Here is a 23,166-nt window from a genome sequence, read left to right as displayed (position 1 = left end):
ACTAGCGGACTAGCGACTGGCGACATCTCGATAGGGCTATCTTAATACGCAGCGCAATCGCGTGTGCGGCGCACGCCATTTTTTCGCGGCGTGCGCTGCCTGTCAGGAGGATTTCCTCACACGCAGGTACCATTCGCACAGCAGGCGTACCTGCTTCGGCGTATAGCCTTTCTCGACCATGCGGGCCACGAAGTCGGCATGCTTGTTGGCATCCTCGGCGCTCGCTTTCGCATTGAAGGAAATGACAGGCAGGAGTTCCTCGGTGTTCGAGAACATCTTCTTCTCGATCACGCTACGGAATTTCTCGTAGCTGGTCCAGGCCGGATTCTTGCCGGCATTGGTGGCCCGCGCACGCAGGCTGAAGTTGACGATCTCGTTGCGGAAATCCTTCGGATTCGAAATGCCGGCCGGCTTCTCGATCTTCTCGAGCTCGGCGTTGAGCGATTCGCGGTCGAAGCTCTCGCCGGTGTCCGGGTCGCGGAATTCCTGGTCCTGGATCCAGAAGTCGGCGAAGGTCACGTAACGGTCGAAGATGTTCTGGCCGTACTCGGAATAGCTCTCCAGGTAGGCGGTCTGGATCTCCTTGCCGATGAAGTCGACATAGCGCTGCGCCAGGTGTTCCTTGATGTAGGACATGTAGCGCTGCTCGGTCTCCGGCGGGAACTGCTCGCGCTCGATCTGCTGTTCGAGCACGTAGAGCAGGTGCACCGGATTGGCCGCCACTTCGGTATTGTCGAAGTTGAAGACCTTGGACAGGATCTTGAAGGCGAAGCGGGTCGACAGGCCGTTCATGCCTTCGTCCACGCCGGCATAGTCGACGTACTCGTGCATCGACTTGGCCTTGGGATCGGTGTCCTTCAGGTTCTCGCCGTCGTACACCAGCATCTTGGAGTAGATGCTCGAGTTTTCCGGGTCTTTCAGGCGCGACAGGATCGCGAACTGCGCCATCATGCGCAGCGTGCCCGGCGCGCAGGGCGCCTTGTCGAGCGAGGAGTTGTGCAGCAGCTTGTCGTAGATCTTGATCTCATCCGACACGCGCAGGCAGTAGGGCACCTTGACGATGTAGATACGGTCGAGGAAGGCCTCGTTGTTGCGGTTGTTGCGGAAGGTCTTCCACTCGGACTCGTTCGAGTGCGCCAGCACGATGCCCTCGAAGGGAATCGCGCCGAAGCCTTCGGTGCCCTTGTAGTTGCCTTCCTGGGTGGCCGTCAGCAGCGGGTGCAGCACCTTGATCGGCGCCTTGAACATCTCGACGAATTCCATCAGGCCCTGGTTGGCCAGGCACAGGCCGCCCGAGTAGCTGTAGGCGTCCGGATCGTCCTGGGCATAATCCTCGAGCTTGCGGATGTCGACCTTGCCGACCAGCGAGGAAATGTCCTGGTTGTTCTCGTCGCCCGGCTCGGTCTTGGCGATCGCCACCTGCTTCAGGATCGACGGGTAGCGCTTGACCACACGGAACTTGTTGATGTCGCCGCCGAACTCGTGCAGGCGCTTAACCGCCCATGGGCTCGGGATGGTGCGCAGGTAGCGGCGCGAAATGCCATAGTCCTCTTCGAGGATGGTCCCGTCCTCTTCCTCGTTGAACAGGCCGAGCGGCGACTCGTTCACGGGCGAACCCTTGATGGCGTAGAACGGCACCTGTTCCATTAGGTGCTTGAGCTTTTCCGCAATCGAGGACTTGCCGCCGCCGACCGGGCCGAGCAGGTAGAGGATCTGCTTGCGTTCTTCCAGCCCCTGGGCCGCGTGACGGAAGTAGGAAACCACCTGCTCGATCACTTCCTCCATGCCGTAGAACTCGCGGAAAGCCGGGTAGATCTTGATGACCTTGTTGGCGAAAATGCGCGACAGGCGCGGGTCGAGACGGGTGTCGACCAGGGTCGGTTCGCCGATGGCCGCGAGCATGCGTTCAGGCGCGCTGGCATAGGTCAGGGGGTCTTTCTTGCACAGTTGGAGGAACTCCGACATGGAGTATTCCTCTTCGCGGGTACGCTCGTAGCGGGCGGTGTAGTTGTCAAAGATGCTCATTTCGAATGTCCTCAAGGTTACGAACAACGATCACTGGCAGCCGACTGTGCAAGGGCTGCCTCAGGCCCCGGTCTTTATTGGCGTGCTCCTCGTGGGTCGCGCACCTGGCGCCGGGATCGCCGGGGCCGTGGATGCTGCGATTTTCTTGTTGTCGTACCAGGCGCATCCGAATGTGGCGGCGCCGGTCTCCCGTTGCTTGGAGAGCGTCTTTTTTGCGTTTGTGAAATTTATTATGTGCCTATTAGTTCCCGAAGTCAAAGCGTGTCGTGCGCGCTGGTAATGCAACTGCAAGTGCTTGAATCGGTTGGGAAAAGCCAGCATTTTTCAGGCGCCTGGCGAACTCGGGAGTGCGCTCAGGGAGGCCGTTTCGAGGCGTTTGCGAAGCGGTCGATTCGGCCCGCTTCAGCCTGCTTAAATATCAACTTTGTCAGCCGATAGTGCACGATATGCTCAAGCTGTGGCGCACGCAAACCGTCAATACGGAGCACCTGTTTTCAGCTATGGCACAGAGGGCGGACGGGCATGCGTTACACTTGTCGGCCACGTCCCATCGAACACAGACCAGCGCCGGAGAACATCATGCTGCATTCCCAACTACGCAATATCCTGCAGAACATGCCGAAGGCAGAATTACACATCCACATCGAAGGTTCGCTGGAACCCGAGCTGATCTTTGCGCTGGCACAAAGAAATGGTGTATCGCTGCCGTACTCCTCGGTCGAGGCGTTGCGCCAGGCCTACGCTTTCAGCGACCTGCAATCCTTCCTCGACATTTATTACGCCGGCGCCAGCGTGCTGCTGACCGAGCAGGATTTCTACGACATGACCGCCGCCTACCTGGCCCGCGCGCATGCCGACAATGTTCGACACGCCGAGATCTTCTTCGATCCGCAGACCCATACCGCGCGCGGCGTGCCTTTCGAGACCGCTATCAACGGGATCTGGCGCGCCTGCCAGGAAGGCCCCATCAGCGCCAGCCTGATCATGTGCTTCCTGCGCCACCTGTCCGAGGAAGAAGCGCTGGCCACGCTGGACGAGGCGCTGCCTTACCGCGACAAATTCATCGGCGTCGGCCTGGATTCGTCCGAAGTCGGCCACCCGCCCGAGAAGTTCGCGCGCGTGTTCGAACGCGCGCGCCAGCTCGGCCTGCGCCTGGTGGCGCATGCGGGCGAGGAGGGGCCGCCAAGCTACATCGAGAGCGCGCTCGACGTGCTCAAGGTCGAGCGCATCGACCACGGCGTACGCACCCTCGAAAGCCGCGAACTGACCGAGCGCCTGGCGCGCGAGGGCATGGCCCTGACCGTCTGCCCGCTGTCGAACATCAAGCTGCGCGTATTCGACGTGATGGGCAGCCACAACCTGCGCCAACTGCTCGACGCTGGCCTGGCCGCCACCGTCAACTCGGACGATCCGGCCTATTTCGGCGGCTACATGAACGACAACTTCATCGCCGCCTTCGACGCCTTGCCGCTCGACGCCGGCCATGCGCGCCAGCTCGCCCGCAACAGCTTCGCCGCCTCCTTCCTCGATCCGGAGCGCAAGCGCGCCTTCCTCGCCGAGGTGGACGCCTTCTTTGCACAGGCCGGCGCCGACGCGGCATAAGAGGCCACGATGTTCATCCAATCCCTCCGCATGACCGCGCGCGACTGGCGCGCGGGCGAGCTGCGTTTCCTGCTGGTGGCCCTGATCGTGGCCGTGTCGGCGCTGTCCTCGGTCGGCTTTTTCGTCGACCGCATGCGCGCCGGCCTGAACCGCGACGCGCACCAGCTGCTGGGCGCCGACCTCCTGGTCAATGCCGACGATCCGATCCAGCAGCGTTGGCGCGACGAAGCGGCGCGGCGCGGCCTGCTGGTCGCCGAGACGGCCGCCTTCCAGAGCATGGCGCAGGCGGGCGAGGGCGAGGCCTCGATGGCCCAGCTGGCCGCGGTCAAGGCGGTGTCGAGCCGCTACCCGCTGCGCGGCCAGCTCAGCATCACGACCAATCCGGACGACGCCAGCCGCGCGGTCGGGCAGAAAACCCGGGACATCCCGGCGCCCGGCACGGTCTGGGTCGACGCCAACCTGCTGCCGGCGCTGCGCACCGAGGTGGGCGGCACCATCCAGTTGGGCGACAAGCAGTTCCGCATCGCCCAGCTGATCGCCTCCGAGCCGGACAAGGGCGCGGGCTTCTCCAACTTCGCGCCGCGCGTGATGCTCTCGCTGCAGGACCTGCCGGCCACCGGGCTGGTGGACGCGTTCTCGCGCGTCACCTACCGGCTGCAGGTGGCCTCCACCTCCAGGAACGACATGTCCGGCGTGGCCGCCTTCGAACAATGGCTGCGCGCCGACATCGCCAAGCGCAACGTGCGCGGCGTGCGCATCGAGACGCTCGAGAACGGCCGCCCCGAGATGCGCGCCACGCTCGACCGCGCCGACAGCTTCCTGTCGCTGGTCGGCCTGCTGTCGGCGATGCTGGCCGCAGTGGCGGTCGCGATGGCGGCGCGCCGCTTCATGCAGCGCCACCTGGACGCCTGCGCGATGCTGCGCTGCCTCGGCATGACCCAGAACCAGGTCGGCGCGCTCTACCTGATCGAGTTCGCCATCGTCGGCCTGGCCGGCAGCATCCTGGGCGTGGCGGTCGGCTTCGGCGCGCACTTCGTCCTGATCCAGATGATCGGCAACCTGCTGCCGCCGGATTTGCCGCCGGTGTCGCCGCTGCCTGCGCTGCAGGGCATTGCCACCGGCCTGCTGCTGCTGGTCGGCTTCGCGCTGCCGCCGGTGCTTCAGCTGCGCAACGTGCCGCACAACCGCGTCATCCGGCGCGAAGCGGCAAGCCCCCAGCCGCTGGCGCTGGCCACCTACGGCCTGGGCATCGGCGTGTTCCTGGCGCTCCTGCTGTGGCAGGCCGGCGATACCAAGCTGGCCTTGATGACGGCCGGCGGCTTCCTCGGCGGCCTGAGCCTGTTCGCGCTGGTCGCCTGGCTCGGCCTGCGCCTGCTGCGCCAGCTGCGCGGCGCCTCCAGAAAGCAGAGCTGGCGCTTCGCCATCACCTCGCTGCAGCGCCGTCCCGGCGCCACCGTGGTGCAGGTGGTGTCGCTGTCGCTCGGCCTGATGGCGCTGCTGCTGCTCACCGTGGTGCGCGGCGACCTGATGTCCGCCTGGCGCACCGCCACGCCACCGGATGCGCCGAACCGCTTCATCATCAACATCCAGCCGGAGCAGGCGCAGGGCGTCGAGCAGCAGCTGCGGGCGGCCTCCGTCAAGAACGTGTTCCTGTACCCGATGATCCGCGGCCGCCTCACCCATATCAACGGCCAGCAGCTCACCCGCAACAGCTTCCAGGACGGCGACGCGCGCCGCCTGGCCGAGCGCGAGTTCAACCTGTCGACGGTGGCCGAGTTGCCGGAGACCAATGAGATCGTGGCCGGCAAGTGGTACACCGATGCGCCCGGCGTGGCCGAAGCCTCGGTGGAGCAGAGCCTGGCTACCCGGCTGGGCCTGAAGCTCGGCGACGTCATGCGCTTCGACATGGCCGGCATGCCGGTGGAGGCGAAGGTGACCAGCCTGCGCAAGCTCGAATGGGGTTCGATGCGCGCCAACTTTTTCGTCATCATCAACCCGCAGGCGATGGCCAACGCGCCGAAAAGCTTCATGACGGCTTTCCACCTGCCCGAAGGCGGGACCGGTTCGGCCGGCAAGCTCACCAACAGCCTGACGCGCGCCTATCCGAACCTGACCGTGATCGATGTCTCCGGCATCATCCGCCAGCTGCAGGACGTGCTCGACCAGGTGGTGGTGGCGGTGGAGTTCCTGTTCATGTTCACGCTCGCTTCCGGGGTGCTGGTGCTGTACGCGGCGTTGATGGGATCGCAGTCGGAACGCACCCGCGAAGCGGGCCTGTTGCGCGCGCTCGGCGCCACCCGCGGACAACTGGCGACGGCGCAGCGGATCGAGTTCGTGCTGGTGGGCGGCTTGTCCGGCGTGCTGGCCGCGACCGGGGCCGCGGCCATGGGCTGGGTGCTGGCCGAATACGTGTTCAAGTTCCCGTGGAAGTTCGAGCCGCAGGTGTGGCTGGCCGGCATGGTCGTGGGCGCGGTGTGCGCGCTGGTCGGCGGCTGGCTGGGGCTGCGCAGCGTGCTGCGCCAGCCTCCCCTGCAGACCCTGCGCGAAGCCTGATTGCAACAACGCATTGCCGGGGTGGCCAGTGGCGACCCCGGCGCGCTATCATGGCGGCATGTCCGAATCGAACACCCCTGACGCACAAACCCTCTATGAGGTGATGGGCGGCGCCGAGCGCCTCCGTGAACTGGTCGACCGCTTCTACGACCTGATGCAGCTGGAGCCGGAATTCGCCGGCATCCACGCCATGCACCCGCAACCTAACGACAGCTCGCGCGACAAGCTGTTCATGTTCCTGTCCGGCTGGATGGGCGGTCCCGACCTGTTCGTGGAGCGCTACGGCCACCCGCGCCTGCGCGCGCGCCACCTGCCGTTTGCCATCGGCACCAAGGAGCGCGACCAGTGGCTGCGCGCGATGGCCTGGGCGATGGAAGACCTGGGTTACGACGAAGCGCTGCGCATGCGCCTGATGCAGTCCTTCTTCAATACCGCCGACTGGATGCGGAACAAGGCCGACTGACGCATGGGCATGACCGACCTCCTGATCCTGGTTCTGCTCGCCGTCGTCATCGGCCTGCAGGTGCTGCTGTTCGCGCGCTCGCGCAGCGCCGGCGACGGCCGCCACATCGAACGCCTGGAACGCGAGCTGCGCGGCGAGATGCAATCGACGGCCCAGGCCACGCGCCAGGAAGTGGCGGGACACATGGCCCAGTACCATGCCGCCGCCGTGCAGCAGTTCGACAGCATGCGCCAGCAGATGCAGCTGCAGTCGAGCAGCGGCCGCGAGGAACAGGCGCGCGCCCTCAAGCGCTTCGCCGACACCCTGCAGCTGACCTTGTCCAATCTCACCGAATCGAACGCCCAGCGCATGCTGGAAGTGCGCGGCACGCTGGAAACCAAGATCCGCGACCTGCAGAACGACAATGCCAAGCGCCTCCAAGAGATGCGCCAGACGGTCGACGAGAAGCTGCACGCGACGCTGGAAACGCGCCTGACGGAGAGCTTCAGGCAGGTCAGCGAGCGCCTGGAGAAGGTGCACCAGGGCCTGGGCGAGATGCAGCAGCTGGCCATCGGCGTGGGCGACCTCAAGCGCGTGCTCACCAACGTCAAGACCCGCGGCACCTGGGGCGAAGTGCAGCTCGAGATGCTGCTCGAGCAGGTCCTGACTGTCGACCAGTACGCCAAGAACGTCGAGACCATCGCCGGCAGCGGCGCACGGGTCGAGTTCGCGATCAAGCTGCCGGGCGTGGTCGACGGCGGCCCGCCGCTATGGCTGCCGATCGACGCCAAGTTCCCGAAGGAGCAGTACGAACGCCTGCTGGAAGCGGCCGAGCTGGCCGATGCCGAGGGCGTGGCGCGCGCCGGCGCCGAACTCGAGCGCGCCGTGCGGGTCGAGGCGAAGACGATCTGCGAGAAGTACGTGTCGCCGCCGCAGACCACCGATTTCGCGATCCTGTTCCTGCCGACCGAAGGCCTGTACGCCGAAGTGATGCGCCGCCCCGGCCTGGCCGACGACCTGCAGCGCGCGCTGCGCGTGACGATCGCCGGTCCCTCGACCCTGAGCGCGCTGCTCAACAGCCTGCAGATGGGCTTCCGCACGCTGGCGCTGGAGAAGCGCTCGTCGGAGGTGTGGCAGGTGTTGGGCGCGGTGAAGACGGAATTCACCAAGTTCGGCGACGTGCTGGCCACCACCAAGGCGACCCTGGAAAAGGCCGCCAAGAACATCGAAAGCGCCGAGGTGCGCAGCCGCCAGATGGCGCGCAAGCTGAAGTCGGTGGAAGCGCTGCCGAGCGAGGCGGCGCAATTGATGCTGGGCCCTGATCGACTAGACACGGACGACTGATGTAGGGTGGGCGGGTTTCCCGCCCACGCGGCCAGCTGACGTTTGACCAGCCACACATCTCATACTTGGTGCTGCAGTACCATGCACCGATGTCCTGCTACCGCCGCGCCATGACGGGTACGTCCTATTTTTCACGGTCGTTACCCACCATCGGCGCCCCATTCTTTGCGATAAGCCCGTACGCGAAGCCTTACGCTGCGCAATCGAGAGGGTTCGGCTTCGTCTGCCGTTCCACACCGATGCGATGGTCCTGATGCCGGACCATCTGCACTGCATCTGGACGCTACCGGAGGGGGACAAAAATTTCTCAACCCGCTGGTCGCAAATCAAGCACACCGTGTCTTACAGATGCCGTGACTTGTACCAGGCTTCGCTATCGATTTCGCGACAGCGCCAACGCGAAGCACCGATCTGGCAGCGCCGATTCTGGGAGCATCAGATTCGAGACGAAATCGACATGGAGCGGCACGTCGATTACATCCATTTCAATCCGGTCAAGCATGGTTTGGTCGGTACGGCATCTGCGTGGCCGTACTCGACATTCGCACGGTACGTTCGGGAAGGAATATATGCTCCGGATTGGGGCGGCAATCCTGCATGTGAAGAGATGAGGTTTGAATAGACTACGCGATCGCGCACCTGTTACGTGACCGCGTGGGCGGCATAGCCGCCCACCCTACATCAAACCCTCGAAGACGAGGACATCGACCATGTCGCCCGCCGCGACATTGCCCTGCTCGTCGTGCAGCACCACCATGCAGTTCGCCTCGGACATCGAGCGCAGGATGCCCGAACCCTGCGAGCCGGTGATGCGCACTTCCGGATGGCCGTCGGCGCCGGGCGCCAGGATGCCGCGCTGGTATTCGGTGCGCCCTAGCTTCTTGCGGATCGCGCCGCTGGACCTGGCCCGCAGCAGCGGCAGCGGGGCGTCGGCGCCATTCAAACGCAGCAGGGCCTCGCGCGCGAAGAAGTAGAAGGAGACCATCACCGCCACCGGATTGCCCGGCAGCCCGAACAGGAAGGCGCTGCGGCCGTTCGACTGGATCCGCCCGAAGGCCAGCGGGCGTCCGGGACGCATGCCGATCTTCCAGAAGGTGACGTCGCCCAGCTTCGCCATGATCTGCTTGGTGTAGTCGGCGGCGCCCACCGAGACACCGCCCGAGGTGATGATGGCGTCCGCGTTCTCGCAGGCGCTGCGCAGCGCCTCTTCCAGCGCTTGCGGGTCGTCGCGCACGACGCCCATGTCGATGACATCAACGCCCAGGCGCTGCAGCATGCCGTAGATGGTGTAGCGGTTGCTGTCGTAGACGCAGCCTTCGCCCAGCGGCTCGCCGACCGAGCGCAGTTCGTCGCCGGTCGAGAAGAAGGCCACGCGCAGGCGGCGCTGCACCGCGACCTCGGGGATGCCGAGCGAGGCCAGCATGCCGAGGTCGGGGGGACGCACCACGCGCCCCGCCTTCAGGGCCGGGCTGCCGGCCTTGAGGTCTTCGCCGGCGAAGCGGCGGTTGTCGCCCGCGCGGATCACGCCGGCAGGCAAGGTGATGGTGTCGCCCTCCTGCGTGACGAATTCCTGCGGCACGACGCTGTCGCAGCCCTCCGGCATGACGCCGCCCGTCATGATGCGGACGCACTCGCCCGCGGCCGGAACCAGGCCGGAAGCATTGCCGGCGTAGGTCGTGCCGATCACCCGCAGCGTCACCGGCGCGTCGCCGCGCAGGTCGCTCCCGCGCAGCGCGAAACCGTCCATGGCCGAGTTGTCGTGCGCCGGCACGTCGATCGGCGAGATCACATCGCGCGCCAGCACGCGGCCGAGCGCGGCGCGCAGCGCGACTTGTTCCACCGCGCGCACCGGCTGCACGAACTCGCGGATGATGCGCTGGGCGTCGCGCACGGGCAGGGCGTCGGGATCGTAGCCCGACAGGCAGCTGACCACGTTTGCCAGGGTAGGCGGCAGGCTGGCGTCCAGTACCTGCAGCTCGTCCAGGGTGTTGATGTTGCGGAAGGCATCGGCGTCCTCGAACAGCACCTCGACCGCCTTCAGGTCCGCATACCAGCCGTCCATGCGGCGTCCGCCCTCGGCCAGATACCGGGACAGCACCGGCAGCCGGCTCGTCTTCACCAGGCAGAATACCGGATGCGGCTGCGGGCGCATGCCCGGCTCACGGGTGACGGCAAAGGCCAGGTCGGCATCCGCCTGTTCGACGGCCGCGCCAAGACGTTCGGCCAGATCCGGCGGCAGGAAGGGCGAATCGCAGGGCACCGCCAGCAGCCAGGGCGTGACGCAGTGGCGCAGGCCGGCTTCCAGACCCGCCAGCGGTCCCGCGAAGCCGGGCGTTTCGTCCGCCCACACCGGCGCGGCCAGCTCCAGCCAGCGTTCGAGGTTGCGGTTGGCATTGACCATGACCGAGCCGACCTGCGGCAGCAGGCGCTCGATCGCGTGCTGGGCCATCGGTTTGCCGCGGAAGGGCTGCAGGCCCTTGTCCACATTGCCCATGCGCGAGCCACGGCCGCCCGCCAGGATGAGTCCCGTGATGAGTTTCTTGTCCATGTGAGTCCGAATTAACCGCCGATGTACGACATCTCGACCTTCCTGCCGCCGCGCGCCAGCCCGGCGGTGTCCACGGTGCGCGTTTCCGAATAGCGGTCGGCGCGCCCGCGCCACAGCTGGGCGATCGCGCCCGAGATCTCGGCGTCAAGGCGCCCGCCGCGCAGCAGGACGCGCAGGTCGTGGCCGCGGGTGGCGAACAGGCAGGTGTAGAGCTTGCCCTCGGTGGACAGGCGCAGGCGGGTGCAGTCGTGGCAGAAGGCCTGCGTGACGCTGGAAATGAGGCCGACTTCGCCGCCGCCATCGAGGTAGCGCCAGCGGGCGGCGGTCTCGCCGCTGTAGTTGGCGGCAACCGGGGCCAGCGGCAATTCAAGCCCGATCCGGCGCACCACCTCGGCCGACGGGATGACTTCGTCCATGTTCCAGCCGTTCGAAGCGCCCACGTCCATGTATTCGATGAAGCGCAGGATGAAGGGCGAACCCTTGAAGTGGCGCGCCATCGGCAGGATCTGGTCCTCGTTGGTGCCGCGCTTGACCACCATGTTGACCTTGATCGGCCCGAGCCCGGCGGCGTGGGCCGCATCCAGGCCGTGCAGCACGTCGCTGACTGCGAAGTCGACGTCGTTCATGCGCCGGAACACCGTGTCGTCGAGCGCGTCGAGCGAGACCGTCACCCGGTCCAGGCCGGCGTCCTTCAAGGCCTGGGCCTTGCGCGCCAGCAGCGAGCCGTTGGTGGTAAGCGTGAGGTCGAGCGGGCGCCCGCTCGGCGTGCCCAGGGCGCGCAGCATGCCAACCAGGCGTTCGAGGTTCTTGCGCAGCAGCGGCTCGCCGCCGGTCAGGCGGATCTTCTCGACGCCGTGGGCGATGAACAGGCGCGCCACGCGCGTGATTTCCTCGAAGGAGAGCAGCTCGCCGTGCGGCAGGTAGGCGTAATCCTTGTCGAAAACCTCTTTCGGCATGCAGTAGACGCAGCGGAAATTGCAGCGGTCGGTCACCGAGATGCGCAGGTCGTGCAGCGGGCGGCCCAGGGCATCCGACAACAGGCCGGTGGGCGCCTCAAGCTCGCGCGGCACCGGCATGGCGGGCGAGCGCAGATCGGTCAGCGGGATGATTTTTTCAGGCATGCCAATACGATAGCACGATGCCTGCCAGCGCACAGGTGGCGATCAGCCTGATCGGCCCGATTCCAAACCTCAGCAGGGCGATGCTGGCCGCGATGCCGATGGCGATCGCCTCCACACGGACCTGGCCGCCGGCGAAGAACACGTGCCGGCCGAAGAACACGGCCAGGCTCGCCACCACCCCGACCACGGCGGCGGAGATCGCGGTCAGCGGGGCCGTCAGACGCACGTTGCCCCGACCCGATTCGACCAGCGGCGCGCCGGCCAGGATGAAGACAAACGAGGGCAGGAAGGTGAACAGGCTTGCCACCAGGGCGCCGGCGATGCCGCCCAGGGCCAGCGCATCCGGGCCGAACAGCGCATGGGTCCAGCCGCCGACGAAACCGACGAAGGCCACGATCATGATCAGGGGCCCGGGCGTGGTTTCGCCCAGCGCCAGGCCGTCGATCATCTGGGTGGCGCTGAGCCAGCCGTACTTCTCGACCGCGCCCTGCACCACGTAGGGCAGCACCGCATAGGCACCGCCGAAGGTCATCAGGGCGGCCTTGGTGAAGAACCAGCCCATGCGCGCCAGCGTCCCCTCCACGCCGTAGGTTGCCGCCAGCACGAGCCAGGCGGCGAGCGCCAGGCCGACGCCGGCAATCAAGACCTTGAGCAGGCCGCGCAGCGAGAACCGGGCGTGCGCCGGGCTGGGGGTGTCGTCGTCGATCAGGGCGGGGCCGTCGTGCTTGCGGTCGGCCGGGTGTGCGCCGCCGGGCTGGAAGCGCTGCGGCCAGACGCGGCCGCCGAAGAAGCCGGCCGTTGCCGCGGCCAGCACGATCAGCGGGAAGGGAATGTCGAGCAGGGCGATGGCAACGAAGGCCAGTGCGGCGATGGCGGCGAGAAAGCCGTTGCGCAGGGTGCGGGTGCCGATGCGCCAGGCGGCCGCGATGACGATCGCGACCACGGCCGGCTTGATGCCGGCCATGATGCCGGCGATGACCGGCAGGTGCCCCCAGGCGAGGTATATCCAGGACAGGCCGATCAACAGGACCAGCGAGGGCAGGATGAACAGCAGCCCGGCCAGGATGCCGCCCCAGGTGCGGTGCAGGAGCCAGCCGATGTAGACGGCCAGCTGGGTCGCCTCGGGGCCGGGCAGCAGCATGCAGTAGTTCAGGGCGTGCAGGAAGCGCTGCTCGGAAATCCAGCGGCGGCGCTCCACCAGTTCGCCATGCATCAGGGCGATCTGGCCGGCCGGGCCGCCGAAGCTGATGAAGCCGAGCTTGAGCCAGTAGAGCAGGGCGTCGCGAAAGGAGATGAGGGCGGGGGCTTGCATGCCTGTTATCGTAACCCGGCAATATGACACCGATGTTGTTATAGGGTGGGCGGCGCCGGTGCCGCTACGAATTCGGCATTCCGGGATGAGCCGCCCACCCTACGTTTCGAGCAGCCATCAACGTAAAAAAGGGAAGCCTGACTCGGCTTCCCTTTTGGTGACGACAGGCTAGCGCTTACTGACGCGTATCGACCTGGACCAGCGGCTCGTCCACCGGCGCCTGCACCGGCTTGCGGGCACGGCCCATGCGCGGCGGCGTGTTGGCCGCGGCGGCGGCTTCCTGGGCGGCGCGCAGCTTTTCAGGGTCGGTCGACGCCAATTGCAGGCCGGCCATGGACAGGACTTCATTCATGTCCACCGACGGTGCCGGTGCGGCAGCGGCAGGCACTGCAGGAGCGACCGGCGCCGGAGCAGGCGCAGGCGCAGGCGCAGGCGCAGGCGCAGGAGCAGGAGCAGCAGGAGCAGCAGCGGCCGGAGCGGCCGGTGCTTCGGCTACCGGCGCCGGCGCAGCTGCGGTCACCGGCGCTTCGGCCACCGGAGCCTGGACAAACGGCGCCTTCGGTGCCCTGGCCGCAGCGATCGAGGCTGCGGTCGGGAACGGCCACGGGCCCGGTGCGACTGCCACGGCCGGGGCCGGCGCGGCAGCGGCCGGAGCTTGTTCGGCCACCGGTGCCGGTGCGGCGGCGGCAGCCTTGGCAGCGGCTTCAGCCTGCGCCTTGGCCGCTACCGAAGCGGCGGTCGGGAACGGCCACGGGCCTGGTTCAGCCTGGGCGCCAGCCTTGGCCTTCGGCGCAGCCTTGGCTGCGGCGGCGACCTTGGCGGCTTCCTCATCGGCGACCGGGGTGAAGGCCGGTGCGCCGTCGAGGCCTTCCGCCGACTCGATGCCCTCGGCCTGGTCACGGTCGCGGCGGTTGCGGTTGCGGCCACCGCGGCGGCGACGGCGGCGCGGCTCGTCGCCGCCTTCGGCATCCAGTTCCTCGCCATTCGGGCCGGTTGCTGCCACTTTCACCGCGTGGTCCAGCACGTCGCCGTGCGGGGTGGTGGTCGACAGTTCGCTTTCCTCGATGGGCGCCGGGACGGCTTGGAGCTTCAGCTCTTCGGCCTTGGCTTCGACCGGCTGCTGGACGCTGCGTTCGGTACGCTCGCCACGCGGCTGGCGCGGTGCGCGCTCCTTGCGTTCGCCCGGCTCGCGCTCGGCGCGCGGGGCTGCCGCGGTGTCGAGCTGCTCACGCGGCTCGCGCGGTGCGCGGGCTTCGCGCGGCTCACGCTTCTCGCGCGGCTGGCGCGCCGGCTTGGCTTCGGCTTCGACCGGCTTGACGCCTTCTTCAGGCTTGGCGGTCAGGTCGCGCTCGTCGCGGTCGCGGTCGCGGCCGCCCTTGGCGCCACGGCCGTTGCGGGTGCGCTGGCCGTTGCGGCCGGCGCGTTCGCCGCGCTCGGCCGCCGCCGCGGGTGCGGCCGGCTTCTCGGCCACGCTAGGCGCCGGTGCCGGCGCCGGTGGGACCGGAGCGCCCATGAAGAATTGCTTGATGCGGGCGAAGAAGCCCAGCTCGCTCGGTGCCGGGGCGGCCGGCGCCGGCGCTGCCGCTGCCGGCGCTGCGGCCTTGGCCGGCTTGGCGGTTTCGCTGCGGTCCACCATCGGGGCCGGCTGGGCCGGGGTGATGGTCTTGACCACGGCTTCCTGGCGCGGCTTGGCTTCTTCTTTCTGGCGCTTGGCGAAGCCCATGTCGGTCTCGGCCGATTCCGCCATGGTGTAGCTGGCGGCGGCGTCTTCCAGGCGCGGGTCGTCGTGCTTGATGCGCTCGAGCTTGTAGTGCGGGGTGTCCAGATGCTTGTTCGGGATCAGGATCACGGTGATGCGGTGGCGGTTCTCGATCTTGAGCACTTCGCCGCGCTTTTCGTTGAGCAGGAAGGCGGCGACGTCCACCGGCACCTGCACGTGGATCGCGGCCGAGTTTTCCTTCATGGCCTCTTCCTGGATGATGCGCAGGACTTGCAGGGCCGAGGATTCGGTATCGCGGATGTGGCCGGTGCCCGAGCAGCGCGGACAGGTCACGTGCGAGCCTTCCGACAGCGACGGACGCAGGCGCTGGCGCGACAGTTCCATCAGGCCGAAGCGCGAGATCTTGCCCATCTGGACGCGTGCACGGTCATGGTGCAGGGCTTCCTTCAGGCGGGTTTCCACCTCGCGCTGGTTCTTGGCCACTTCCATGTCGATGAAGTCGATCACGATCAGGCCGCCCAGGTCGCGCAAACGCAGCTGGCGGGCCACTTCGTCGGCCGCTTCGCAGTTGGTGTTGAAGGCGGTGGTCTCGATGTCGGAGCCGCGCGTGGCGCGTGCCGAGTTGACGTCGATGGACACCAGGGCTTCGGTATGGTCGATGACGATCGCACCGCCCGATGGCAGCGGCACGGTGCGCGCGTAGGCGGTCTCGATCTGGTGTTCGATCTGGAAGCGCGAGAACAGCGGCACGTCGTCGCTGTAGCGTTTTACACGATGCGCCATGTCCGGCATCACGTGCGACATGAACTGCTGGGCCTGGTCGAAAATCTCGTCGGTGTCGATCAGGACTTCGCCGATGTCCGGCTGGAAGTAGTCGCGGATCGCGCGGATCACCAGCGAGCTTTCCTGGTAGATCAGGAACGGACCGGCGGCCGACTTGCCGGCGCCTTCGATCGCGCGCCACAGCTGCATCAGGTAGTTCAGGTCCCACTGCAGTTCTTCGACCGTGCGGCCGATGCCGGCGGTGCGGGCGATGACCGACATGCCCTGCGGCAGGTCGAGCTTGTCCATGGTTTCGCGCAGTTCCTGGCGCTCTTCGCCCTCGACGCGGCGCGACACGCCGCCGCCGCGCGGGTTGTTCGGCATCAGGACCAGGTAGCGGCCGGCCAGCGAGATGAAGGAGGTCAGTGCGGCGCCCTTGTTGCCGCGTTCCTCTTTCTCGACCTGGACCATGATTTCCTGGCCTTCCTTGAGGGCTTCCTTGATCGTGCAGTTACGCACGTCGACGCCATCGCGGAAATAAGAACGGGCAACTTCTTTGAAGGGGAGGAAACCGTGGCGGTCTTCGCCATAGGACACGAAGCAGGCTTCGAGGGAGGGTTCGATGCGGGTGATGACACCCTTGTAGATATTGGACTTGCGTTGCTCGCGACCGGCGGTCTCGATATCGATGTCGATCAGCTTCTGGCCGTCGACAATCGCTACGCGCAGCTCCTCTTGCTGCGTAGCATTAAACAACATGCGTTTCATTTTTATTAACTCCGCGACCCGAAGGCCGTGTCATGCCGCGCTGTTTAAGGCGCGGCGAAAGTACAGGGAATGTACGCGGAGAAGGAATGTTGGAGGGGGGAATACCCGGAACGGGGCAGGGCGACGCAAAGCATCGCTGCCGCACGGGGCGCAGTGGTGTCGAACGTCATTGTCTACGCACGCCGCAACCAGCAACCGGCCCGCCTGCCACCACGTTGGGGTGGGCACAGCGGGTTCGGCGGGGCGGCGGTGTGCAACAACGAGCCAAACCGTAGCCAGCGAACAACCAAGACTTCGATACCGAGGCGATCAATCAGCGACGATCAGCCTAAACTCTCAAGCCTTCAGGTGAGGCTTACATCGGGTCGGGCGAAAACGACAAGCGTTATCGACACCATCAACCGGCGAGCCGCGAACGGCGCGGCTTGCCGGTACTTATCCATACAAATCCAAACAGTCCATCCTGCATTCAGCCGCGCAACCCGATTGCAACTGCAGGTGCAACCCTGATCGGCGCCTGAGAATGTGCGTACACGTTTTTTTCCACCGAATTTGCTGATTAGCGGGGCCGGTGGAGCGCGCCCCTGTGTAAAATATCGTTTTAATTCTTACACCAGCAGAGGTTTGACCGCCGCCTGTCGATTATATATTCAAAATGAAGGACTTAGAGAGAATTTCTGGGAAGACAATGCGAACAGTGGTACAGAACGATGTTGTTCCCCCTTCATCACAGCCAACAATCCAGGCGCAGTTTGTGACAATCACCGAGGAAGAGGCCGGCCAGCGCATCGATAACTACCTGTTGCGCGTCTGCAAAGGCGTCCCGAAAAGCCACATCTACCGCATCCTCCGTTCGGGAGAGGTGCGGGTCAACAAGGGCCGCATCGACCAGCTGTACCGCCTGGCCGAAGGCGACCTGGTGCGCATTCCGCCGATCCGCATCGCCGAGAAGGCCAGCCAGCAAGCCGCGCCCGGCGTCGAATTCCCGATCGTGTTCGAAGATACGCACCTGCTCGTCATCGACAAGCCGGCCGGCGTAGCCGTGCACGGCGGCTCGGGGGTGTCCTATGGCGTCATCGAGCAGCTGCGTGCGGCGCGGCCGCAGGCCAAGTTCCTCGAACTGGTGCACCGGCTCGACCGCGAAACCTCGGGCTTGTTGCTTATCGCCAAGAAACGTTCGGCACTCACCAACCTGCACGACCAGATGCGCGACGGCGTGACCGACAAGCGCTACCTTGCCGCGGTGGTGGGCGACTGGACCAACAAGCGTCAGCATGTAAAGCTCCCTTTACATAAATTCACGACGCCGGACGGCGAGCGCCGCGTGGTGGTGCAGGCCGGCGGCCAGGAAGCGCACACGGTATTCAACCTGAAGCGCAAGTGGAAGGACTTCGCCCTGCTCGAGGCCGAACTGAAAACCGGCCGCACGCACCAGATCCGCGTGCACCTGGCCTCGAGCGGCTTTCCGATCCTCGGCGACGAGAAATACGGCGATTTTGCACTCAACAAGCAGCTTCAGAAAGCAAACGACACGCGCGGAGCGCTCAAGCGCATGTTCCTGCACGCCTACCAGATCACCTTCACCCATCCCGACACCGGCCAGCCGCTGACCTTGCGCGCGCCGCTGCCGGCCGAGTGCGACCGATTCTTGGTAAGCTTGGGGCAACCAGTAGCATGAAATTCGGTCGCGATCTTGTAGGGTGGGCGGGTCTCCCGCCCACGCGGTCAGCCAGCTGCGAGATCGTCGCACGTAGACATTACACGTTAACTTTCACCGCGTGGGCGGCAAAGCCGCCCACCCTACGGACACATTAATAGGGGACCGGCGACGAATTCGCCGATAACAATGCCAAGAAAGCAATTTGACCTGATCGTTTTCGACTGGGATGGCACGCTGATGGACAGCACGGCGGCGATCGTCCGCTGCATCCAGTCGGCGGCGCGCGACCTCGGGCTGCCGGTGCCGAGCGACGCTTCGGCCTCGCACGTGATCGGCCTCGGCCTGTCCGAAGCCATGCAGGCAGTGCTGCCCGACATCGACCCGGTGCTGTACCCGCGCATGGTGGAGCGCTACCGCTACCACTTCCTGACCAAGGACCACGAACTGGTGCTGTTCAAGGGCGTGCGCGAGATGTTGACCGATCTTGCGCAACAGGGCTATTTCCTGGCGGTGGCCACCGGCAAAAGCCGCGTGGGCCTGAACCGCGCCATGAACGCGGCCGGCCTGCTGGCCATGTTCGACGCCACCCGCTGTGCCGACGAAACCTTCTCCAAGCCGCACCCGGCCATGCTGCAGGAACTGACGCGCGAACTGGGCCAGATTCTACGCCGCACCGTCATGATCGGCGACACCACCCACGACCTGATGATGGCGAACAACGCCGGCGCCGCCGGTATCGCGGTCGAGTTCGGCGCCCATCCGGTGCACCAGCTGCAGGCTTGCAAGCCGATTTTCTCGGCCCGCTCGATCCCGGAGCTGCACACCTGGCTGCTGGAAAACGCATAAAGATGGCGGAAGATAACAGCCTGTTCGTGTGCGAAGCATCGGCGCTGCGCGACGGCGGCAAAGGCGTGCGTTTCCCGGTCATTGCCTTTGGGCATCCAGCCACCGGCTTTGTGGTACGTTATGCGGGTAAACCTTTTGCTTACCTGAATCGTTGTGCACACGTACCCATCGAACTCGACTGGTCGCAGGGCGACTTTTTCGAGTCGAGCGGCCTGTACCTGATGTGCGCGACCCACGGGGCGGTGTACCAGCCGGATACCGGCAAGTGCGCCGGCGGGCCCTGCCGCGGCGGCCGGCTGCGGCCGATCGCCGTGAGCGAACGGGATGGCGGCATCTGGTGGCAGCCCGATGAGATGGTACAGGCGCCCGCAGTGTAACAATATCGAACCGGAATTTTGAGCGAATGAGCGAGCAAGCGAGTCACGACCACGATCCTTCCAGCCAGGCCGACAAGCGGCTTGCCGCCGACCCCACCATCGGCAACTGGGAACGCGCGACACTCGAGAAGCTGGTGCTGGCCACCGTGCAGGAGCGCCGCGCCGCGCGCCGCTGGGGCATCTTCTTCAAGCTGAGCTTCCTGCTGGTGGCGATCCTGGCGCTGGCGACCTATTACGATTCCAGCATCGGCTTCGGCAGCGACGAAAACCTCGGCCGCCACACGGCTTTAATCGAGATCAATGGCGAGATCGAAAGCGAAGGCAGCGGCGCGGCCGATACCGTGATCCCCTCGCTGAACAAGGCCTTCTCCGACGCCGGCTCGGCCGCGGTGGTGCTGCGCATCGACAGCCCGGGCGGCAGCCCGGTGCAGGCCGGCATCATCGTCGACGAGATCCAGCGCCTCAAGCGCGGCTATCCGAACAAGCCCCTGTACGTGGTGGTGGACGAGATCTGCGCCTCGGGCGGCTACTACATCGCCTCGGTGGCCGACCGCATCTACGTGAACAAGGCCTCGATCGTCGGCTCGGTGGGCGTGCTGATGGACAGCTTCGGCTTTGTCGGCACCATGGAAAAGCTGGGTGTCGAGCGGCGCCTGCTCACCGCCGGCGAAAACAAGGGCTTCCTCGACCCGTTCAGCCCGCAGTCCGACAAGCACAAGGCGCACGCCCAGGCGATGCTCAACGAAATCCACCAGCAGTTCATCTCGGTGGTGCGCGCCGGGCGCGGCAAGCGCCTGAAGGAAACCCCGGAAACCTTCTCCGGCCTGTACTGGACCGGCGAAAAGGCGGTGGCGATGGGCCTGGCCGATGGTTACGGCACGGTCGACACCGTGGCGCGCGACATCGTCAAGGCCGAGGACATCGTCGACTACACCGCTCACGAAGGCTTGCCGGAACGTGTGCTGAAGAAATTCGGTGCGGCGGTCGGCAATGGCGCCGTGCGGGCCGCCTACCGGGGAGCTGTGCCGCAGCTTCGATAACAAAATGCTTGCATCCTGCGGAACATGTTCTATATTAAGGTGGTGCGACTCGAGGGCAGTCTGCCCGACAGACGCTCCCCCACTGCACCAGCGGTGCAGCTTCGAGAGAATTCCATTCCTCACAGTAGTGATCCTTCCCAGGAAGTGAAAACGACGGCTTCGGCCGTCGTTTTCACTTCCGGCTCAGGTGCAGGTACCGATCTGCTGGGTGTCGCTATCGCGCACCGGCTTGGGCTCGGCGATCGGGAGGGCGGGCAGCGCGCGCGACGCGTCGTCGTACTGGCTGAAGCCGCCGCGGTCGAGCCAGGTCTGGAAATCGCGACGGGCAGTGGCATACCAGGCGGCACGCAGCGCCGGAGCGCCATGATGCAGGTGGGGAATGTGGCCACCATGCTGCCAGCGCGACAGCGCCAGGCGGGTGGGGAACAGGACAGCATGGAATCTGGCCATCTGGCGCCGCTCGGCAGGATCGGCTGACAGCGGGAGAACTCCATCGGTCGGTTGCGCGTTGGTATGCACGGTCTTGTCCTATCATCTGGGCGAGGATTTGTCCGGTAAAGATATCCTCGTATCATTAGGCGGATTCCTAACGCGTTGAAGTCTATCAATCAGAATTTTCCTAGGCTTGACGCGCATCAAATGTGCGGAAGCATCCGAAGGGCCGTCAGAATATTGCTTACCCCAAATGGGCAATGATTCCCGCGAGCACGGCCGGCGGGCGCTTTATCGGTGCAGCCCCTTCTGTTAAAGTGGCGCCCCATGAGCAAACTATCCCTGGACCGGATCCTGCAATCGCAGGGATTCGGCACCCGCAAATACTGCCGCGCGCTGATCGAGGACGGCGACGTGCTGGTCAACGGCGCGGTCGAAGACAATTACAAGGCCACGTTCGACACGGCGGACCTGGTGCTGACGGTGTTCGACGAGGAATGGCGCTACCGCGAACACCTCTATATCGCGCTGTACAAGCCGGCCGATTACGAGTGCTCGCGCAAGCCGAGCCACCATCCCGGCGTATTGACCTTGCTGCCCGAGCAGTTCGGGTGGCGCGAGGTGCAGCCGGTCGGCCGCCTCGACCATGACACCACCGGGCTGCTCCTGATGTCGGACGACGGCCCCTTCATCCACGCCCAGTCCTCGCCCAAGCGCCACGTGCCCAAGGTGTATCAGGCCACCACCGCCGAGCCGGTCACCGATGCCCTGGTCGCGCAGATGCTGGCCGGCGTGCAGCTGCACGACGAGCCGGCGCCGCTCAAGGCGGTGTCCTGCGTGCAGCGCGGCGAGCACCTGCTCGAGATCGTGCTGGAGCAGGGCAAGTACCACCAGGTCAAGCGCATGCTGGCGGCCGCCGGCAACCATTGCAGCGCGCTGCACCGCTCGCAGATCGGCGGGCTGACGCTGGAATCGCTCGGGCTGAAGGAAGGGGAGTGGTGCTATCTGGAGGCGGAGCAGCTGGCACTGTTAGTGCCCTAGTAGGGTGGACGGCTTTGCCGTCCGCGCGTTCAACTACCGGACGAGCCGTCGCAGCGCATCACGGAGCTGAACGCGCGCACGGCACAGCCGTGCACCCTACAGTGTCAGGCCCAGTTCCCCGTGCGGCGACGGCCGCGCCTGGCGCCCCGCCTTGTCCACCCGCCGCGCCATGCTCTGCAGGTCGAGCGGCCGGGTGAGCCGGTGGCGCGCCAGCGCCGCGGCGCCCACCGCCACCGCATCGGCGCCGAAGCGCGAGGTGCGGATCTCCGGCGCAGTCAGCATCGCGGCATCCGCGTAGCCGCCCAGCACCCGGCGCGCCGGTGCGATCAGGGTGTCGCCCAGGCTGAGCGCGGGCCCGCCGATGACGATCGCCATCGGGTCGAATGCGGCCCACAGATTGTTCAGCAGTACCCCGAACTGTTCCCCGGCCGCGCTCACCGCCGCGCAGGTCTGCTGCTGCCCCTGCGCCACCTTCTCGAACAGCCGCTCGAGCGCCGCGCGGCTCGGCTTCTCGGCGCCCAGCAATGCGCCCAGCCCGATCAGCGCATCCGCGCAGCCGCTGCGCCCGCACGAGCAGCGCGGGCCATCGGCCTGCAGGATCGCGTGTCCGACCTCGCCCGCGAAGCCGTTCAGGCCGGTGAGCAGGTTGTCGCCGACGATCACGCCGGCGCCCACGCCATAGCCGATCGACAGGTAGACCAGCGGGTCGGTGCCCGACTGCCCGGTGAATTCGAACTCGGCCAGCGCCGCGGCGTTCGCCTCGTTCTGCATGTACAGCGGCAGCCCGTCCAGCGGCGTGCCGGCGAAATGCGCGCGCATTTGACGGTCGACGTCGACGTTGCGCCAGCCTAGGTGGGGCGCGTAACGCAGCATGCCGAGGGTTTCGTCCACCCCGCCATGCAGGCCGACGCCGATGCCCAGCACCTGGCGCGCGCCGCAGGTCGCGGTGGGCCGTCCCAGCCGTCGCGCCAGGCGCACCAGCCCGGCAGCCACGAGCTTGATGCAGGATGCCGGATCGGCGCTGTCGTCATAGCTGACCACGCGCGTGTCGAGCACCTCGCCGAGCAGGTTGGTGGCGAGCACACGCGCTTCGTCGACGCCGATCTCCGCGCCGAGCAGGGCCAGGCGGTCCGGGTCGAGGTGCAGCGGCGTCGCGCGCCGGCCCACTTCGCCAGTGGCGATCAGCTCGCGCTCGGTCAGCCAGCCTTCTTCCACCAGGTCGCGCACCAGCATGCTGACCGTCGACTTGGTCAGTCCCAGCACCTCGGCCAGCGCGGCACGCGACAGACCGGGCTGCGTGCTGACCTGCCGCACCAGGGCCATCCGGTTGAGTTGCTTGAGTAATTGGTGGTCACCGGTGACGGGCATGGCGCGATCAAGTTGGTTGAGTGTGAAGATTATGCAACACCCGGCGACATTCAATGAAAATTCTTCGGGGTATGCATGTTTGGATACAGCTTTGCAAGTATAAGCACCTCGCGGTCAAATTACGGTCCTGTAGCCTGCGCGGCCGTTCGAATCGCAGCGATCACCGCGTGGGATAATCCGGGCCAGTGGCCCGGATTACGAGCCG

General features: G+C 66.0%; 17 protein-coding genes. 10 read left to right on the top strand and 7 right to left on the bottom strand.

The genetic code is table 11. The annotated features are described in order from the left end of the window. Positions 1 to 102: 102 nt before the first annotated feature. Positions 103 to 2,025, bottom strand: coding sequence for a PrkA family serine protein kinase (locus MasN3_RS20970; protein WP_281909946.1), 1,923 nt, complete (start codon positions 2,023 to 2,025; stop codon positions 103 to 105). Between the two features lie 579 nt (positions 2,026 to 2,604). Between MasN3_RS20970 and MasN3_RS20965 the strand changes: the two genes are divergently transcribed. The 5 genes from MasN3_RS20965 to MasN3_RS20945 all read left to right on the top strand — a co-directional run bounded on the left by MasN3_RS20965 (position 2,605) and on the right by MasN3_RS20945 (position 8,588). Continuing rightward, the gene (locus MasN3_RS20965) at positions 2,605 to 3,627 is read left to right on the top strand and encodes an adenosine deaminase (RefSeq protein ID WP_281909945.1); all 1,023 of its coding nucleotides are present in this window, start codon (positions 2,605 to 2,607) and stop codon (positions 3,625 to 3,627) included. Positions 3,628 to 3,636: 9 nt separating this feature from the next. Beyond that, a complete protein-coding gene (locus MasN3_RS20960) occupies positions 3,637 to 6,180 on the top strand; it encodes an ABC transporter permease (protein WP_281909943.1) in 2,544 nt (847 codons plus the stop codon). Positions 6,181 to 6,238: 58 nt separating this feature from the next. After that, positions 6,239 to 6,643 carry a group II truncated hemoglobin gene (locus MasN3_RS20955; RefSeq protein ID WP_281909940.1) on the top strand — a complete coding sequence of 135 codons (405 nt, stop codon included), beginning with the start codon at positions 6,239 to 6,241 and terminating at the stop codon, positions 6,641 to 6,643. 9 nt (positions 6,644 to 6,652) lie between these two features. Then, positions 6,653 to 7,966 (top strand): DNA recombination protein RmuC, encoded by a 1,314-nt coding sequence (gene rmuC, locus MasN3_RS20950; RefSeq protein WP_281909938.1) that lies wholly within the window; start codon positions 6,653 to 6,655, stop codon positions 7,964 to 7,966. A 61-nt stretch (positions 7,967 to 8,027) separates the two neighbouring features. Continuing rightward, a complete protein-coding gene (locus tag MasN3_RS20945) occupies positions 8,028 to 8,588 on the top strand; it encodes an REP-associated tyrosine transposase (RefSeq protein ID WP_307730426.1) in 561 nt (186 codons plus the stop codon). A gap of 54 nt (positions 8,589 to 8,642) precedes the next feature. Here the strand turns inward: MasN3_RS20945 and moeA are convergent, their stop codons facing one another. From moeA to MasN3_RS20925, 4 genes are all read right to left on the bottom strand, one after another. After that, complete coding sequence (gene moeA, locus MasN3_RS20940; RefSeq protein WP_281909936.1) at positions 8,643 to 10,514, bottom strand: molybdopterin molybdotransferase MoeA; 1,872 nt, start codon at positions 10,512 to 10,514, stop codon at positions 8,643 to 8,645. A gap of 11 nt (positions 10,515 to 10,525) precedes the next feature. Next, positions 10,526 to 11,635: a GTP 3',8-cyclase MoaA gene (moaA, locus tag MasN3_RS20935; RefSeq protein ID WP_281909934.1), complete on the bottom strand. Its 1,110-nt coding sequence runs from the start codon at positions 11,633 to 11,635 to the stop codon at positions 10,526 to 10,528. Beyond that, the gene (gene chrA, locus MasN3_RS20930; protein WP_281909931.1) at positions 11,628 to 12,947 is read right to left on the bottom strand and encodes a chromate efflux transporter; all 1,320 of its coding nucleotides are present in this window, start codon (positions 12,945 to 12,947) and stop codon (positions 11,628 to 11,630) included. Before chrA ends, moaA begins: the two co-directional genes overlap by 8 nt. Before the next feature lie 175 nt (positions 12,948 to 13,122). Continuing rightward, positions 13,123 to 16,197 (bottom strand): Rne/Rng family ribonuclease, encoded by a 3,075-nt coding sequence (locus tag MasN3_RS20925; RefSeq protein WP_281909929.1) that lies wholly within the window; start codon positions 16,195 to 16,197, stop codon positions 13,123 to 13,125. Positions 16,198 to 16,885: 688 nt separating this feature from the next. Here MasN3_RS20925 and MasN3_RS20920 point away from each other — a divergent pair. The 4 genes from MasN3_RS20920 (at position 16,886) to MasN3_RS20905 (ending at position 20,120) form a co-directional block, all read left to right on the top strand. Further along, complete coding sequence (locus tag MasN3_RS20920; RefSeq protein WP_281909928.1) at positions 16,886 to 17,875, top strand: RluA family pseudouridine synthase; 990 nt, start codon at positions 16,886 to 16,888, stop codon at positions 17,873 to 17,875. Positions 17,876 to 18,043: 168 nt separating this feature from the next. Further along, positions 18,044 to 18,703, top strand: coding sequence for an HAD-IIIA family hydrolase (locus MasN3_RS20915; RefSeq protein ID WP_281909926.1), 660 nt, complete (start codon positions 18,044 to 18,046; stop codon positions 18,701 to 18,703). Between the two features lie 2 nt (positions 18,704 to 18,705). Then, positions 18,706 to 19,080, top strand: a complete 375-nt coding sequence (locus MasN3_RS20910) for a Rieske (2Fe-2S) protein (RefSeq protein WP_281909924.1) — start codon at positions 18,706 to 18,708, stop codon at positions 19,078 to 19,080. Positions 19,081 to 19,106: 26 nt separating this feature from the next. Continuing rightward, complete coding sequence (locus MasN3_RS20905) at positions 19,107 to 20,120, top strand: S49 family peptidase (protein WP_281909922.1); 1,014 nt, start codon at positions 19,107 to 19,109, stop codon at positions 20,118 to 20,120. Positions 20,121 to 20,303: 183 nt separating this feature from the next. On the opposite strand, the gene MasN3_RS20900 is transcribed toward MasN3_RS20905, so the two are convergent. Beyond that, positions 20,304 to 20,639 carry a hypothetical protein gene (locus MasN3_RS20900; protein WP_281909920.1) on the bottom strand — a complete coding sequence of 112 codons (336 nt, stop codon included), beginning with the start codon at positions 20,637 to 20,639 and terminating at the stop codon, positions 20,304 to 20,306. Positions 20,640 to 20,879: 240 nt separating this feature from the next. Between MasN3_RS20900 and MasN3_RS20895 the strand changes: the two genes are divergently transcribed. Continuing rightward, on the top strand, positions 20,880 to 21,593 hold the full coding sequence (locus tag MasN3_RS20895; RefSeq protein WP_281909918.1) for a pseudouridine synthase: 714 nt from the start codon (positions 20,880 to 20,882) through the stop codon (positions 21,591 to 21,593). A gap of 96 nt (positions 21,594 to 21,689) precedes the next feature. On the opposite strand, the gene MasN3_RS20890 is transcribed toward MasN3_RS20895, so the two are convergent. After that, positions 21,690 to 22,961 carry an ROK family transcriptional regulator gene (locus tag MasN3_RS20890; RefSeq protein WP_281909917.1) on the bottom strand — a complete coding sequence of 424 codons (1,272 nt, stop codon included), beginning with the start codon at positions 22,959 to 22,961 and terminating at the stop codon, positions 21,690 to 21,692. Positions 22,962 to 23,166 lie beyond the last annotated feature (205 nt).

Source organism: Massilia varians (genome assembly GCF_027923905.1).
In the GTDB taxonomy this organism is placed as follows: Bacteria; Pseudomonadota; Gammaproteobacteria; order Burkholderiales; family Burkholderiaceae_D; genus Telluria; species Telluria varians_B.
Note: the sequence above shows the minus strand (reverse complement) of the source record. Positions and strands in the feature narration are given on the sequence as shown.

Bases quoted from the DNA above. Each gene is read 5' to 3' on its own strand.
- MasN3_RS20970 (WP_281909946.1), bottom strand. From the start codon at position 2,025: ATGAGCATCTTTGACAACTACACCGCCCGCTACGAGCGTACCCGCGAA.
- MasN3_RS20965 (WP_281909945.1), top strand. From the start codon at position 2,605: ATGCTGCATTCCCAACTACGCAATATCCTGCAGAACATGCCGAAGGCA.
- MasN3_RS20960 (WP_281909943.1), top strand. From the start codon at position 3,637: ATGTTCATCCAATCCCTCCGCATGACCGCGCGCGACTGGCGCGCGGGC.
- MasN3_RS20955 (WP_281909940.1), top strand. From the start codon at position 6,239: ATGTCCGAATCGAACACCCCTGACGCACAAACCCTCTATGAGGTGATG.
- rmuC (WP_281909938.1), top strand. From the start codon at position 6,653: ATGACCGACCTCCTGATCCTGGTTCTGCTCGCCGTCGTCATCGGCCTG.
- moeA (WP_281909936.1), bottom strand. From the start codon at position 10,514: ATGGACAAGAAACTCATCACGGGACTCATCCTGGCGGGCGGCCGTGGC.
- moaA (WP_281909934.1), bottom strand. From the start codon at position 11,635: ATGCCTGAAAAAATCATCCCGCTGACCGATCTGCGCTCGCCCGCCATG.
- chrA (WP_281909931.1), bottom strand. From the start codon at position 12,947: ATGCAAGCCCCCGCCCTCATCTCCTTTCGCGACGCCCTGCTCTACTGG.
- MasN3_RS20925 (WP_281909929.1), bottom strand. From the start codon at position 16,197: ATGAAACGCATGTTGTTTAATGCTACGCAGCAAGAGGAGCTGCGCGTA.
- MasN3_RS20920 (WP_281909928.1), top strand. From the start codon at position 16,886: ATGCGAACAGTGGTACAGAACGATGTTGTTCCCCCTTCATCACAGCCA.
- MasN3_RS20915 (WP_281909926.1), top strand. From the start codon at position 18,044: ATGCCAAGAAAGCAATTTGACCTGATCGTTTTCGACTGGGATGGCACG.
- MasN3_RS20910 (WP_281909924.1), top strand. From the start codon at position 18,706: ATGGCGGAAGATAACAGCCTGTTCGTGTGCGAAGCATCGGCGCTGCGC.
- MasN3_RS20905 (WP_281909922.1), top strand. From the start codon at position 19,107: ATGAGCGAGCAAGCGAGTCACGACCACGATCCTTCCAGCCAGGCCGAC.
- MasN3_RS20895 (WP_281909918.1), top strand. From the start codon at position 20,880: ATGAGCAAACTATCCCTGGACCGGATCCTGCAATCGCAGGGATTCGGC.
- MasN3_RS20890 (WP_281909917.1), bottom strand. From the start codon at position 22,961: ATGCCCGTCACCGGTGACCACCAATTACTCAAGCAACTCAACCGGATG.